We start from the raw sequence: 14,311 nt of genomic DNA on the forward strand, positions 1-14,311 counted from the left end.
GGTGGGACGCATCGCCTATGTGAACGGTCGGTTCGTTCCCCACGCCGAAGCCTTCGTCCACATCGAGGACCGCGGCTACCAGCTGGCCGACGCGGTCTATGAGGTCTGGGCCCTGTTCGACGGCAAGCTCGCCGACGCCGAGGGCCATTTCGCCCGCCTGGAGCGCAGCCTCTCCGAACTCTCCATCGCCATGCCGATGACCCGGGCGGCCCTGACCACCGTCCTGCGCGAGGCGGTCCGCCGTAACCGCGTGCGCGAGGGACTCGTCTATCTGCAGATCAGCCGGGGTGTCGCGCCCCGCGACCACGCCTTCCCGAACCCGCCCGTGCGTCCGGCCGTGGTGGTGACCGTCAGTCGCGTGGACCGGGCCGCCACCGAGGCCCGCGCCGCCAAGGGCGTGGGCGTCGTGACCACTCCGGAGAACCGCTGGGGCCGTTGCGACATCAAGACCGTGGGCCTGCTGCCCAACGCCATGGCCAAGCAGAAGGCCCGGGCCGCCGGTGCGGCCGAGGCCTGGTTCGTGGACGACCTGGGCCTCGTCACCGAGGGCGCCTCTTCGAACGCCTGGATTGTCGGCCGCGACGGGGTGCTGCGCACCCGGGACACCAATGCCAACATCCTCCGCGGCGTCACCCGCCACACGCTGATCGACGTGATCCACGAGGCGGGACTGACGCTGGAGGAGCGGCCGTTCACGCCGCAGGAGGCCCTGGAGGCGAGCGAGGCCTTCATCACCGGCGCCGGCAGCGTCGTGCTGCCTGTGGTCAGTGTTGATGGAAAGCCGGTGGGCGAGGGGACGCCCGGGCCGGTGGCGATGCGCCTGCGCCGCCTTTATATCGAGCGTGCGAAGCAGCGCGCCATCTGAGCCGGCGGGTACGATTGCGCCCGTCGCCAAACCCTGCTTAGCGTGACCTCGCGTGTGTGGGCGGATTTGGCCGCCCGATCAGAACCAGAAGGCGAAAAGCCATGAGCGACAAGAAACAGAACCTCCAGGACACCTTCCTGAACAGCGTGCGCAAGTCGAAGACGCCGCTGACCATCTTCCTCGTGAACGGAGTGAAGCTGCAGGGGGTCGTGAGCTGGTTCGACAACTTCTGCGTCCTGCTGCGCCGGGACGGCCAGTCCCAGCTGGTCTACAAGCACGCGATTTCCACCATCATGCCGGCCCAGCCCGTACAGCTGTACGAGCCGGCCGATGACGAGGCCGATTGAGCTCATCCAAATTCGTTGACCGAGAGGCGCCCGTCCAGGGCGCCCTCGTGATCCATCCGGATCGGGAAGGCCGCGACGGCGCGCGTCATCCCGAGGCGCGGCTGGAAGAGGCCGCCGGCCTCGCCCTCGCCCTCGATCTCGAGGTCCGCGAGCGGATGATCGTGACCCTTCGCAAGCTGACGCCCGCAACCCTGTTCGGACGCGGCAAGGTGGAGGAGATCGCCGCCCTGGTGGAGGTCGAGGGGCTCGACGTCGTGGTCGTCGACGACTCCCTGACGCCGGTCCAGCAGCGCAATCTGGAAAAGGCCTGGAAGGCCAAGGTCATCGACCGCACGGGCCTGATCCTGGAGATTTTCGCCCGCCGGGCCCGCACGCGCGAGGGTCGGCTGCAGGTGGAGCTCGCGCGGCTCACCTACGAGCGTTCGCGCCTGGTGCGGACCTGGACCCACCTGGAGCGTCAGCGAGGCGGCTTCGGGGTCATGGGCGGCCCCGGTGAAACCCAGATCGAGACCGACCGCCGACTGATCGCCGAGAAGATCGGCAAGCTGAAGCGTGAGCTGGTGGAGGTGCGCCGCACCCGGACCCTGCAGCGCTCGGCCCGTCGCCGGGTGCCGTTCCCGAGCGTCGCCCTGGTGGGCTACACCAACGCCGGCAAGTCGACCCTGTTCAACCGCCTGACCCGGGCCGAGGTCCTGGCCCAGGACATGCTGTTCGCCACCCTCGATCCCACCCTGCGCAGCCTCAAGCTGCCGGACGGGCGCTCGGCGATCCTGTCCGACACCGTGGGCTTCATCTCGGACCTGCCGCACGAACTGGTGGAGGCCTTCCGGGCCACACTCGAGGAGGTGCGCGAGGCCGACGTGGTCCTGCACGTTCGCGACATCGCCAGGGAGGAAGCCGAGGCCCAGGCCGCTGACGTGCGCGAGGTTCTGGAGCGCCTCGGCCTCGACATGGACGAGCGCCGCATACTCGAGGTCTGGAACAAGGTGGACCTGCTGCCCGAGGACGGGCGGCAAACGGTCGTCGGCGACGCCCGCCGGGCCCATCCGCCGGCCGTGCCGGTCTCGGCGGTCACCGGCGAGGGTATCGACGACCTGCTCGAGGCGGTGGCCGGCCTGGTGGACGAGGCGCCGCCGGTGGAGATCCGCACCTCGGCGGGCGAGGGGGCGGCCATCGCCTGGCTCTACCAGCACGGCCGGGTGCTTGAGCGCGACACCGACGAGGCGGGCGGCGTTCGCCTGTCCGTGAGCCTCACCGCCCAGGCCCTGGGGCAGTTCGAGCGCCTGTTCCCGCAGGCCGGCATCCAGCCCCGATGACCTGCGCGGCCCGCCGGACCGGCCTGCTCGCCGCTGCGGTCCTCGGCCTGGCGACGGCGCCGGGCGCCGCGCCCGGTCAGGAACTCCAGGCCCTTGCCGACCTGCGCATCCTGTCCGCCGACGACATGCAGGGCCGGGGCATCGGCCAGCCGGGCTCCGCCAAGGCGCGGTCCTATCTGCTTCGGCGGATGGCCGAGGTCGGTCTGCAGCCGGTGGGCGGAGGGTTCGAGCATTCCTTCCGTGGCGAGGGGCGCGGCGGCGCGGTCCTGGCCGGAGTGAACCTGCTGGGCCTGATCCCGGGGACCTCGGGCAGCGACCGGGTGATGGTGGTGTCCGCCCACTATGACCATCTGGGCCTGGCCGGCGGCCAGGTGCACAACGGGGCAGACGACAACGCCTCGGGCGTCGCCGCCGCCCTGGCCATCGCCGAGGCCTTCCGCACCCAGCCGCCGCAGCATGACGTGCTGGTCGCCCTGTGGGACGGCGAGGAACGCGGCCTGATGGGGGCGAAGGCGTTCGTCACGGCGCCGGCGATCCCCATGTCCCGCATCGCGCTGACCATGAATCTCGACATGGTCGGCCGCGGCGACCGGGGCGAGCTCTATGTGGCGGGCGCCCGCCACTATCCGTTCCTGAAGCCGCGGCTGGAGGCCCTGGCCGCAGAGGCGCAGGTGACGCTGAAGCTGGGCCACGACGGGCCGCCCTGGACCGGATCGGACGACTGGACGTTCGGCTCGGACCATGGCGCGTTCCACGCCGCCGGCGTGCCGTTCGCCTATTTCGGCGTGGAGGACCATCCGGACTATCACCGGCCCAGCGACGACTTCGAGAAGATTCCCCAGGACTTCTATGCGCGCTCGGTGGCGACCCTGATCGTGGCGGCGCGCCGCTTCGACGCCGACCTGGACGCCATCGCCCGGGACGGCCGCCGCTAGGCCTTCTCGGCCGCCTTGGCCTCGTCCCAGAGGGCGTCCATCTCGGCCAGGTCCGACTGCTCTGGCGTCCTGCCCCGCTCGGCCAGCTGCTCCTCAATGTAGCGGAATCTGCGGGCGAACTTGGCGTTGGTGTAGCGGAGGGCGTCCTCGGGATCGACGTCGAGCGTACGGGCGAGGTTGGCCACCACGAACAGCACGTCGCCCAGTTCCTGGCGGGCCTTCTCGAGGTCGCCCGCGTCCACCTCGCGGACCAGCTCGGCGACCTCCTCGTGCAGCTTGGCCATCACGTCCTGGACCGTGGGCCAGACGAAGCCGACCCCGGCCGCGCGCTTGGAGAGCTTCACGGCGCGGGTGAGGGCGGGCAGGCCGACGGGGACGTCGTCCAGCAGGCTGGCCTGGCGGCCCTTCTTGGCGCGCTCTTGCGCCTTGAGCTCCTCCCACCCGGCCTTCTGCTCGGCGATCGAGCCATAGGTTTCCTCGCCGAAGACATGCGGGTGGCGGCGAACCATCTTCTCGCTGATGGCCCGGGCGACGTCCTCGAAGTCAAACGCGCCCTGTTCCTCGGCCATGCGGGCATGGAAGACCACCTGCAGCAGGAGGTCGCCCAGCTCCTCCTTCAGGTCGGCGAGGTCGCCCCGCTCGATGGCGTCGGCCACCTCATAGGCTTCCTCCACCGTGTAGGGGGCGATGGTCTCGAAAGTCTGCTCCTGGTCCCACGGGCAGCCGTCCTCCCGGTCGCGCAGGCGGGCCATGATGGCCAGCAGGCGGTCGATGGGCCGAAGGTCGGCCGGCGGGGCAGGGCGGGTCATGCTGGGACTCTGCAGGCGGATACGAAAACGGCGCGCGGGGATCAGACCGCGCGCCGTTCCTTGGCGCAAGCCGATGCTTGGATGGATCAGTTCTGCGCCAGGCGCACGTCGTTGCGCGCCAGCCGCGAGGCGAACCGGTCGAAGGTCACCAGGGCGTCGGACCACACCCAGTCGCCATAGGCCTGGCGGATGTCGGTCTCGTACCAGCGGTACTTCACCGGCGTCACCGAGCCGTCGGCGGCGATGATCCGGCCCTCGATGGCGGCGCCGCCGACCCCGAAGCTGTCCATCGACAGGCCGGGCTTGTCGCCCAGCTGCTTGAAGGTCGGCCGGTTCGGTACGGCGTCGGTGATCACCAGCTCCACCCGAGCGTCTTCATGGGCGCCGGACTGGGCGAGGGCGCGCTCCACGTCCTTGCGCAGTTCGTCGGCAAGGAGCGCCGTCTCGCGGACGCCATAGGTCTTCTCCGCCTTCTTCTGCAGCTCAGGACCGATGGTCACGGACACCGTCGCGGGGGCCGCGATGGCGACGGAGCCGCTGGCCAGGAGCGCGGCGGCCGTGATGGCGAGGATGCGCATGCGGGTCTCCTAATCTTGTACAGTAATAACTTAACATATGGGTGCGCGGCTGTCAGCCCGCAAGACGGCGTCAGCGCAGGGCGTAGCTTACCGTGGTCACCACCCGCAGCTTCTTGAACACCTGGGAGGAGGGGTCGTAGCCGACGTCGTCCCGGCCCAGAATCTCGAACGAGCCTTGGGTCGCCGAACGGATGCCGCCGAGCTTGGCGCCCGAATCCCGGGCGAACTGCTGTGCGCCGGTCCGGGCGCTGGCGGTGGCCTCGGCGATCATCGCCGGCCGCACGCTGTTAAGGCCGGTGAACAGGTAGGACGGGCCGTTGTAGTCCTGCAGCACCACCCCCTGACGGATGAGCTGGTCCAGCTGGCGGGTCGTGGCCTGCACGCGGTCGACGTCCGTGGTGCGCACGATCACCGTCTGGGCCACGCGGTAGCGGGCGGCGACGTTCTGCTGCTGGTACTCGCGGGCGTACTGGTCGGTGACCTCCAGGCGGCCGAGGTCGATCTCGTCGTCCTTGTAGCCCTGGGCGGCCAGGAAGCGGCGGACGGCCTGGGTGTCGGCGTCGATGTCGGCCTGGACGGCCTGCAGGTCGTCGCCGGCGGCCGCGAACTTCAGCGGCAGCACGGCCAGGTCGGCCTTGACGATGCGCTCGGACAGCCCGCGGACGGTGACGGCGCGATTGCCGCTGCTCGCGTTCTCGAGGCCCTTGCCGATCAAGGCGCCGGCCGCCGCGCCGCCGACAGCGAGGACGGCGGCTCCGGCGAGGGCCGGGACGAGGAGGTTACGGTCGGTCATGGATAGCTCGAAGGTTGAAGCCTGATCCGAAGCTGGACCGGCGTTCCTGACAATGGGCTGAATGGAACCGGTGCACGGCGCGCCGGCCAGGGTTCAGGTGAGCGCGCCCACCAGGGTGGTGATGAAGGCCGTAGTGGCGGCCAGGATCGCCTTGGAGAGCAGGGCGAGCACCAGGAGGCTGAGGGCCGCGCTCAGCCATCCGGCCAGCACGGCGAGCCCGTCCCGTTCCACGGCGCCGATCCCGAAGGCGGCGATGGCCAGGGACGGGAGCATGTTCCCGAACGGGATCGGCAGGAACACGATCAGCGCCAGGAGGAAGCAGATGGCTCCGACGAGCCGGTCGCCCACCGGGTTCAGCAGGAAGGTGAGCCGCGGCCTGAGGCGCCGTTCCAGCTTTCCCAGATAGGGCCGCAGCTTCGCCACCAGCTTGCGGAAGTCCGACATCGACATGGTGCGATCAAGGATCGCCTTGGGCAGCCACAGCGTGCGGCGGCCGACCATCCACTGCACCGAGATGAACAGCAGCGGCGCGCCGAGCACGGCCGAGACGCCGGGGGGCATCGGCAGGACAAGCGGCGCGGCGAACACGAAGGTGAGGGCGCCGAAGGCCCGGTTGCCGAAGGCCTCGAGGATGTCGCCCACGGCCACCTTGCGCGCCTTGCCGGCGGCCAGGGCTCCGAGGATCTCCGACACCTTTTCAGGTTCGGCGTGGTCGGTCACGGAAGACGACTCCAGAGTCGGCGGGACGGCTGGTCTCGTTAAGCGACACGCGATGGCCCCACAATGGGGGAGTGCATGCGCGGGCCGGGTCATCAGGCGGCCCAGCCTTTCCATAGCGCAATCGCGCCGAGGAGCAGCTTGGCCGAGAGACCGAACATCATGAGCGCTACGAGGGCCTCGATGCCCCGCCAGACCCTCGGCCTGGACAGCCACGGGGCGAGCACGCGCGCCCCAAAGCCCAGGCCCGTGAACCACAGGACGCTCGCTGACGCCGCGCCGGCGACGAAGATCGGCTGGTCGGCGCGGGGCAGGGCGGCGCCGATCGAGCCGACCAGGAGCACCGTGTCGAGATAGACGTGGGGATTGAGCAGGGTGAAGGCGGCGGCCTTGCCCAGAGCCGCCCTCAGGCTCGCCGCCGCCTGACCGCCGTTGGCGTCAAGGGCGGCAGGATTGGCCGCCCGGCGCGCCGCGCCCAGCCCGTACCACGCCAGAAAGCCGGCGCCTCCGAGCGCCATCGCCAGTCTGAGCGTCGGCGCGGCGCCGAGGACTACGCCCAGACCACCGACGCCGGCGGCGATGAGCACCGCATCCATGGCAGAGCAGAAGATGACGATCGCCGGCACATGCTGGCGCAACAGGCCTTGGCGAAGGACGAAGACGTTCTGCGCGCCGATGGCGACGATGAGCGGTGCGGCGACGGCGACGCCTTGGAAGAAGATGGGCGCTTGCATGTCGCCCTGATCGGTCGCTTCACTGATTTAGTTAAACTCATTTATCTTATGCCGGATTAGCCATCCTAATGCTCGATTACCCAGCCGTCGCGGCCGTGGTCGCGGTGATCCGGACCGGATCGTTCGAGGCCGCGGCTCTGGAGCTCGGGGTGACGCCCTCGGCGGTCTCCCAGCGCGTCAAAGCGCTGGAGGAGCGGCTTGGCGCTCCGCTCGTAGTGCGCGGCGCCCCTTGCGTCGCGACGCCCGCGGGCGCGCGGCTGGCGGCGCATTTCGACCAGGTGATGCTGCTCGAGCACGACCTGGCCGCGGATGGCCCGGGCTGGGCCGGGGCGGCGGCCGGGCGAGCGCCCACGCTGCGGATCGCCGTCAACGCCGACAGCCTGGCCACCTGGTTTCCCGCCGCCGTGGCCGGCTTCACGCGCTCGAACGGGGCGACGCTGGACCTCGTCCTAGACGACGAAGCCCATACGCCGGACCGGATCCGCTCGGGCGAGGTCCTGGCCGCCGTCACCACGGGCGGTCAGGCGGTCCAGGGGTGCCGCAGCTTGCCGCTGGGCTCGATTCGCTACATCGCCGCCGCCAGCCCCGACTATGTGCAGCGGCATCTGAAGGAGGGCGTGTCGGCGCGGACATTGGCCCACGCGCCCGTGCTGCGCTTCGACCGCCGGGACGACCTCCAGCACCGCTGGATGACCCGGGCGTTCGGGGGGGCCATGGACGCGCCGACGCACTGGGTTCCGTCGACCCAGGGCTTCCTCGATCTCACCCTCTGCGGGGTGGGCTGGTCCATGACGCCGCTCCAGCTCGCGGCGCCGCTGATCGCAGCCGGCCGGCTGGTGGACCTGAAGCCAGGCGTCCATCTGGACGTGCCGCTGTTCTGGCAGCACCTGCGCATCACGGCGCGACTGCTCGCCGGCCTGACCGACGCGGTCCGCGCCGCGGCGTCGGAAGGCCTGCGCGCCAGCTGACGTGCGCGTCGGAGAAGTGTTGCGGGATTTCAAGGAGATATCGCCGCCTTTTTAGGATCAGCACGACCTATAGGCTCCAGGGCTTCGATCCTCCTGAGCATGGAGAGTGAGCCTTACCCCTTTAGTCGCTCCCCCAGCCGTTCCCCGGTGATCTCGTAGTAGGCGAGTTCGGCGATGTTGGTGGCGTGATCCCCGATGCGTTCCAGGTTCTTGGCGATGAACAGCAGGTGGGCGCCGACCGCGACCTTGCCCGGATCGCCGGTCATGGCGGCGGCGACGGACTGGAAGAGCTCATCGTGCAGGATGTCCACCTCGGCGTCCCTGGCCCAGACCTCCACGGCCGTCGCCGGGTCCTGGCGTCGGTAGGCGGCGAGGGACGTTTCCAGCCGGTCGGCGACGAGGCCGCCCATGCGCCTCACGTCGGCCAGTTGCTCCGCAGACGGCCGGGCGTCGAGCTTCGCCACGCGCTTGGCGAGGTTCTTGGCGAGGTCGCCGCACCGCTCGAGCTGGGCGGCGAGCTTCATGGCCGTGATCGGCCGGCGCAGGTCGTCGGCCAGGGGCTGGCGCAGGGCGATCAGGCGTACGGTCCGCCGCTCGATCGCGGCTTCCATCTCGTCGAGGCGCGCGTCCCCGGCGGCCACGACCGCCGCAGCCCGGGCGTCTTGCCGCACGAAGGCGTCGAGCGCCGCGCGAAGCTGCGCCGTCGCCAGGTCGCCCATGGCGGAGATCTCGGCGCCCAGGGCCGCCAGGTCCTCGCCCGTCGCCTTGAAGGTGTGGTCCATGAAGGCGTTCCTCCTCAGCCGAACCGGCCGGTGATGTAGTCGCGGGCCCGCTCAGTCGCTGGGGCGGTGAAGACCTGCTCGGTCTCGCCGAATTCGACGAGGCGGCCCAGGTACATGAAGCCGGTGTGATCCGAGAGGCGGGCGGCCTGGCCCATGTTGTGGGTCACGATGACGACGGTGTGGTCCGCCTTCAGCTCGGCCACCGTCTCCTCCAGGCGGGCGGTCGAGATGGGATCCAGGGCCGAGGCCGGCTCGTCGAGCAGGAGCACCTCAGGCTTCACGGCGATGGCCCGGGCCACGCACAGCCGCTGCTGCTGGCCGCCGGACAGGCTGAGGCCGCTCTCCTTGAGCTTGTCCTTCACCTCGTCCCACAGGGCGGCGCGGCGCAGGGCCTGTTCGACGCGCGCCGCCAGTTCGGCCTTCGGCAGCTTCTCATAGAGGCGCACGCCGTAGGCCACATTGTCGAAGATCGACATCGGAAAGGGCGTCGGCTTCTGGAACACCATGCCGACCCGGGCGCGCAGCCGGGCGACGTCGACGCCCCGCGCCAGGATGTCCTCGCCGTCCAGCAGCACCCGCCCTTCGGCCCGCTGGCCGGGGTAGAGGCTGTAGATGCGGTTCAGAACGCGGAGCAGGGTGGACTTGCCGCAGCCGGACGGCCCGATGAGCGCGGTGACCGCCTGCTTCTTGAAGCCCACGCTGACGCCGTGCAGCGCCTGCGTCCGGCCATAGAAGAAGTCGAGGTCGCGGATCGACAGGGCGACCTGGTCGTCGGGAAGGGCCAGGATCGAGGTCGCAGGCGCGGCCGTGGGGGCGAGGATCGTCATGAGCGGCGAGTTTCCCGGGAGAGCAGGCGGGCGAGGATGGTGACCGTCAGGACCGCCAGGGCGATCAGCAGCGCGCCGGCCCAGGCGAGGCGGCGCCAGTCGTCATAGGCCGACAGGGCGAACTGGAAGATCACCGCGGGCAGGCTGGCGGTGGGCTTTGAAAGGTCGAGGCTCAGGAACTGGTTGTTGAGTGCAGTGAACAGCAGGGGCGCCGTCTCGCCGCTGATCCGGGCGAAGGCCAGAAGCGCTCCGGTGATCATGCCGCTCCGGGCCGCCTTCCAGAGCACCGCCAGAACCGTGCGCCACAGGGGCGCGCCGAGGGCCACGCTGGCCTCGCGCAGAGCCACGGGCTGCAGGCGCAGGACGTCCTCGGTCGTGCGGGTGATGACCGGCACGGCCAGCATGGCCAGGGCGACGGCCCCGGCGTAGCCGGAGAAGCCCTTCATCGGATGGACGATGATCTCGTAGACGAACAGGCCGATCAGGATCGACGGGGCGGCCAGCAGCACGTCGTTCACGAAGCGGACCACCTTGCCGTAACGGCTGGCCCCCGCGAACTCCGACAGCCAGGTGCCCGAGAGGACGCCCACGAACGCGGCGGCGAGCATCGCCAGCGTGCACATCATGATCGAGCCCAGGATGGCGTTCAGCAGGCCGCCCCGCGACCCGGGGGCCGGGGTCGACATGGTGAAGACCGCGAGGTCCAGGCCGGCGAGGCCCTGGCTCACCAGAGTCCAGAGGATCGCGGCGAGGGCCAGCAGGGCCAGGGCCGTGGCGAGCCACGCAAAGCCCAGGAAGGCCCAGGCGCCGAGCCGGCGCGAGAGGCGGAGGGAGGCGCTGCTCATGTAGGCTTCCGCCCGATCAGAGCCCGGGCGAGGCCCAGGACCGTGAAGGTGATCAGGAACAGCACCAGCCCCAGGGCGATCAGCGAGGCGGTGTGCAGCTCGTGGGTTGCTTCGGTGAACTCGTTGGCGATCGTCGAGGCGATGGTCGAGCCCGAGGCGAAGATCGAGGTGGGCAGGCCGTGGGCGTTGCCGATGATGAAGGTCACCGCCATCGTTTCCCCAAGCGCCCGGCCCAGGCCCAGCATGACCGCGCCGATGGCGCTGACCCGGATGTAGGGCAGGCTGACCTTGGCGACGGTCTCGTAGGTGGTGGAGCCGAGGCCGTAGGCGCTCTCGCGCAGGTGGACAGGCACGGTCAGCAGCAGCTCGCGCAGGGTGGCGGCGATGAACGGCAGGATCATGATCGCCAGGATCATCGAGGCGGTGAGGATGTTGGCGCCGTTGGGAACGCCGGCGGTGATCGTCTCGAGGAGGGAGCCGGGCTCGGCCGCCATCATGATCGGCATCTGTACGTGCCGGGCGAACCAGGGCGCGAACACGAACAGGCCCCACATGCCGTAGACGATCGAGGGGATGCCCGCGAGCAGCTCCACGGCCATGCCGATGGGGCGGCGCAGAGGCGCGGGGCACAGCTCCACCAGGAAGATCGCCACCCCCAGCGCCAGGGGCAGGGCGAACAGCAGCGCCAGGCCGGCCGTCACGACCGTGCCGACGATGGCTCCCAATGCGCCATAGACCTCAGCCACCGGGTCCCACTCGGCGCTGGTGAGGAAGCCGAGCCCGAAGGCCTTGAAGGCCGGCCAGCCGCCCACCGTCAGCGACGCCATCACCCCGATCAGGGCGACCAACAGCAGGGTCGCCGCGCCGAAGCAGAGCGCTTCGAAGGCGCGGTCGAACACCGCGCCTTTCGCCGCCCGCGCCGGGACGGCCGCCGCCGCCTCGCCGCTCATTTGGCGGTGTAGACCGGCTGGCCGTTCGGGCCGCGGACCTTGCTCCAGCTCTTCCGGACCAGGTCCTTCACCGGCGCGGGAAGGGTGATGTAGTCGAGGCTCTGGGCGGCGGGGTCGCCGTTTCGGTACGCCCAGTCGAAGAAGGCCAGCGCCTCGGCGGTCTTCTGCGGGTTCGCCGGTTTGGTGCGGACCAGGATGAAGGTCGCCCCGGTGATCGGCCAGGCCTTGGGGGCCGAACCGTCGAGCAGCAGCTGATAGAAGCCGGGGGCCTTGGCCCAGTCGGCGCCGGCGGTGGCGGCCTGGAACGTCTCGGCGCTGGGGGCGACCCAGGCGCCCGCCTTGTTCTGCAGCAGGGCGTAGGCGAGGTTGTTCTGCTTGGCGAAGGCGTACTCCACATAGCCGATGGAGCCGGGCGTCTGGCGGACGAAGGCGGCGACGCCGTCGTTGCCCTTGCCGCCGATGCCGGTCGGCCATTTCACCGCATCGTTCGCGCCCACCTCGGCGGCCCAGCGGGCGGCCTTCAGGCTGATGTAGCTGGTGAAGAGGAAGGTCGTGCCCGAACCGTCCGACCGGTGAACCACGGTGATGGGCAGGTTCGGCAGGGCCACGCCGGGGTTCAGCCGGGCGATGCGCGGATCGTTCCAGCGCTTGATGACGCCGCGGTAGATGTCGCCCAGCAGGGCGCCGGTGAGGCGCAGCTGCCCCGACTTCACTCCTGGGACGTTCACGACCGGCACGACGCCGCCGATCACGGTGGGGAACATGGCCAAGCCGTTGGCGGCCAGTTCGTCCGGCTTCATCGGCTTGTCGGTGGCGCCGAAGTCCACGGTGCCGGCGGTGATCTGGCGGACGCCGCCGCCCGAGCCGATCGGCTGGTAGTTGAGGCGATGGCCCGTCTTGGCGCGGTACTGCTCGGCCCACTTGGCGTACAGCGGGGCAGGGAAGGTCGCGCCGGCGCCGGAGATGTCGGCCGCCTGGGCCTCGCCAAGCGGCGCCGTGGAGAGCAACAGGGCCGCGCCCGCCAGACCGAGGAAACTGCGCTTCAGCATCGAGGACCCCTACCGTTGAGGCGCCTGTCCCGGCGCCGGTCGAGGGCCGTCTACGGTCTGTCTGCGAAGGTGCGTTGACGGTTCGGCGACAGTTCGATGACAGCGGCGGCGAGGCCCCTTCGATGTCACGCGGCTGTCACCTGGCTTTGCCGGAACTGTCGCACGAGCGCTCTAGAGCCCGCCCGTCGAAGCCGTCATCACGGCGGCCCTACGAGGGGTGATCCATGGAGACCTTCCTGCAGCGCGGCCTGGCCGCAACCTTCGCCGCCACGCTCATGTGCGGCGTCTCGACCGTGGCCCTGGCGGCGCCGGCCAAGGAGGCCGCCAGGCTCGAGGCGATGCAGCGGCAACTCGACGAGCTGCGCGCTCAGCTTGCCGCCCTACAGGGGGGCGGCCAGCCCAGCGACCAGCTCTCGGCCCTTCAGGCCCAGCTCGACGCCATGGCCGCCCAGCTCGCGGAGGTGAAGGAGGCCCAGGAGAACGCGGCCGCCGATATCGCCACGCTGAAGGCGCCGCCCACCGGCGGGGCCGTGACCACGACCCTGTCCAACGGCAAGCCGTCCTTCGCCACGGCAGACGGACGCTTCACGGCCAACATCCGCGCCATCGTCATGGCGGACGCGGGCAAGTACTTCCAGAAGGACAACCTGGGCGCCTCGGTCGTGGGGCGCGACCTGAACGAGGGCGTCAACTTCCGTCGCGCGCGAGTCGGCTTCGACGGCCGGCTGTTCAGGGATTTCGACTACGCCTTCGTCTACGAGTTCGGCGGGTCCGGCGCCGAAGAGGCCGGCCGCCTCTACGAGGCCTCGGTGACCTACACGGCGCTCAAGCCGCTCCGCATCAAGTTGGGCGCCTTCGAGCCGAACATCGGCCTGGCGGCCGCCACCTCGACCAGCGCCATGCCGCTGCTGGAACGCCCGGCTCCGGCGGAAGCCGCCCGCAACGTCGCCGCCGGCGACAGCCGCGCGGCGCTGCAACTGACGGCCAACGGCATGAGGGGCGACGGCGACACCGGCGTCGGCCTGCGCTGGCTGGTCTCCGGCGCACTGACTGGCAACACCCTGGGCGGCTCCCACCAGTTCGACGAGCAGACCGCCGCTATCGGCCGCATCGCCATCGCCCCGTTCGGCAGCACGGCCTGGCAGACGCACTTCGGCGCGAACTACCAGCGGGTGATCTCTCCCAACGACGCCACGGGCGGCGGGGCGGGCGTCCGCTATCCGATCCAGATCCGCGACCGACCGGAACTGCGCCTGGACGGCTCGCGTCTCGTCGACACCGGCGCCATCGACGCCGAGGGCGCCCAGGTCTTCGGCCTCGAGGCCGCCGCCCAGGTGGGGCCGTTCCTGATCGAGGGCGAGCGCTTCGCCTATGAGATCGCACGCCGGGCCAGCGCCCTGGCCGATCCAAAGTTCGACGGCTGGTACGTGCAGGGCTCGTGGGTCCTGACCGGCGAGCCGCGCCTCTATGATCCGCTGGAAGGCCGGTTCGCCGCGCCCAGACAGAACGTCAACTTTGCGCCGGCGGAGGGCGCTTGGGGCGCGTTCGAGCTGGCGGCCCGCTACTCGGTCCTCGACCTCAACTTCCGGGAAGGGGCGGGCGGCGCGATCCCGGCCGACGGCGTGCGCGGCGGGGAACAGAAGATCCTGAGCCTCGGCCTGAACTGGTACCTGAACCCGGCAATCCGCACGATGATCAACTACCAGCACGTCGAGATCGATCGCCTGAACGCCGTCGGCGTTCAGATCGGCCAGACCTACGATGCGGTCGCCGCCCGCGCGCAGTTCACGTTCTGA

16 protein-coding genes are annotated in these 14,311 nt (G+C 70.3%); 6 read left to right on the top strand and 10 right to left on the bottom strand.

Translation table 11 applies throughout. The features are described from left to right. Nucleotide 1: 1 nt before the first annotated feature. From BO64_RS14855 to BO64_RS14870, 4 genes are all read left to right on the top strand, one after another. Entirely contained in the window at nt 2–865 is an 864-nt protein-coding gene (locus BO64_RS14855; RefSeq protein WP_496404095.1) for a D-amino-acid transaminase, read from the top strand. Between the two features lie 101 nt (nt 866–966). Then, nucleotides 967–1,212: an RNA chaperone Hfq gene (gene hfq / locus BO64_RS14860; protein ID WP_111274395.1), complete on the top strand. Its 246-nt coding sequence runs from the start codon at nt 967–969 to the stop codon at nt 1,210–1,212. Further along, nucleotides 1,209–2,528 carry a GTPase HflX gene (gene hflX, locus BO64_RS14865; RefSeq protein WP_496404096.1) on the top strand — a complete coding sequence of 440 codons (1,320 nt, stop codon included), beginning with the start codon at nt 1,209–1,211 and terminating at the stop codon, nt 2,526–2,528. Before hfq ends, hflX begins: the two co-directional genes overlap by 4 nt. Then, nucleotides 2,525–3,463 (top strand): M20/M25/M40 family metallo-hydrolase, encoded by a 939-nt coding sequence (locus BO64_RS14870; protein ID WP_496404097.1) that lies wholly within the window; start codon nt 2,525–2,527, stop codon nt 3,461–3,463. The genes hflX and BO64_RS14870 overlap by 4 nt, the downstream gene beginning before the upstream one ends. Here the strand turns inward: BO64_RS14870 and mazG are convergent. The 5 genes from mazG to BO64_RS14895 all read right to left on the bottom strand — a co-directional run bounded on the left by mazG (nt 3,460) and on the right by BO64_RS14895 (nt 7,094). Next, nucleotides 3,460–4,272: a nucleoside triphosphate pyrophosphohydrolase gene (gene mazG, locus BO64_RS14875; RefSeq protein WP_496404098.1), complete on the bottom strand. Its 813-nt coding sequence runs from the start codon at nt 4,270–4,272 to the stop codon at nt 3,460–3,462. The two genes, BO64_RS14870 and mazG, sit on opposite strands and share 4 nt — an antisense overlap. 86 nt (nt 4,273–4,358) lie before the next feature. After that, the gene (locus tag BO64_RS14880; protein ID WP_496404099.1) at nt 4,359–4,850 is read right to left on the bottom strand and encodes a hypothetical protein; all 492 of its coding nucleotides are present in this window, start codon (nt 4,848–4,850) and stop codon (nt 4,359–4,361) included. A 70-nt stretch (nt 4,851–4,920) separates the two neighbouring features. After that, nucleotides 4,921–5,643, bottom strand: a complete 723-nt coding sequence (locus BO64_RS14885) for an SIMPL domain-containing protein (protein ID WP_496404100.1) — start codon at nt 5,641–5,643, stop codon at nt 4,921–4,923. Nucleotides 5,644–5,736: 93 nt separating this feature from the next. Further along, the gene (locus tag BO64_RS14890) at nt 5,737–6,363 is read right to left on the bottom strand and encodes an exopolysaccharide biosynthesis protein (RefSeq protein ID WP_496404101.1); all 627 of its coding nucleotides are present in this window, start codon (nt 6,361–6,363) and stop codon (nt 5,737–5,739) included. Between the two features lie 92 nt (nt 6,364–6,455). Then, nucleotides 6,456–7,094: a LysE/ArgO family amino acid transporter gene (locus tag BO64_RS14895; RefSeq protein WP_496404102.1), complete on the bottom strand. Its 639-nt coding sequence runs from the start codon at nt 7,092–7,094 to the stop codon at nt 6,456–6,458. 68 nt (nt 7,095–7,162) lie between these two features. Here BO64_RS14895 and BO64_RS14900 point away from each other — a divergent pair, with 68 nt between their 5' ends. Continuing rightward, the gene (locus BO64_RS14900) at nt 7,163–8,062 is read left to right on the top strand and encodes a LysR family transcriptional regulator ArgP (protein WP_496404103.1); all 900 of its coding nucleotides are present in this window, start codon (nt 7,163–7,165) and stop codon (nt 8,060–8,062) included. Nucleotides 8,063–8,175: 113 nt separating this feature from the next. On the opposite strand, the gene phoU is transcribed toward BO64_RS14900, so the two are convergent. The 5 genes from phoU to pstS are packed head-to-tail and all read right to left on the bottom strand — an operon-like array spanning nt 8,176 to nt 12,515. After that, nucleotides 8,176–8,844 (bottom strand): phosphate signaling complex protein PhoU, encoded by a 669-nt coding sequence (gene phoU / locus BO64_RS14905; RefSeq protein ID WP_496404104.1) that lies wholly within the window; start codon nt 8,842–8,844, stop codon nt 8,176–8,178. Between the two features lie 14 nt (nt 8,845–8,858). Beyond that, nucleotides 8,859–9,671: a phosphate ABC transporter ATP-binding protein PstB gene (gene pstB / locus BO64_RS14910; RefSeq protein ID WP_496404105.1), complete on the bottom strand. Its 813-nt coding sequence runs from the start codon at nt 9,669–9,671 to the stop codon at nt 8,859–8,861. Further along, the gene (pstA, locus tag BO64_RS14915) at nt 9,668–10,516 is read right to left on the bottom strand and encodes a phosphate ABC transporter permease PstA (protein WP_496404106.1); all 849 of its coding nucleotides are present in this window, start codon (nt 10,514–10,516) and stop codon (nt 9,668–9,670) included. Before pstA ends, pstB begins: the two co-directional genes overlap by 4 nt. Next, the gene (gene pstC, locus BO64_RS14920; RefSeq protein WP_496404107.1) at nt 10,513–11,466 is read right to left on the bottom strand and encodes a phosphate ABC transporter permease subunit PstC; all 954 of its coding nucleotides are present in this window, start codon (nt 11,464–11,466) and stop codon (nt 10,513–10,515) included. Before pstC ends, pstA begins: the two co-directional genes overlap by 4 nt. After that, a complete protein-coding gene (pstS, locus tag BO64_RS14925; protein WP_496404108.1) occupies nt 11,463–12,515 on the bottom strand; it encodes a phosphate ABC transporter substrate-binding protein PstS in 1,053 nt (350 codons plus the stop codon). The genes pstC and pstS overlap by 4 nt, the downstream gene beginning before the upstream one ends. Nucleotides 12,516–12,739: 224 nt before the next feature. Here pstS and BO64_RS14930 point away from each other — a divergent pair, with 224 nt between their 5' ends. After that, nucleotides 12,740–14,311, top strand: coding sequence for an OprO/OprP family phosphate-selective porin (locus tag BO64_RS14930; RefSeq protein WP_496404109.1), 1,572 nt, complete (start codon nt 12,740–12,742; stop codon nt 14,309–14,311).

Source organism: Phenylobacterium composti DSM 19425, from assembly GCF_059568645.1.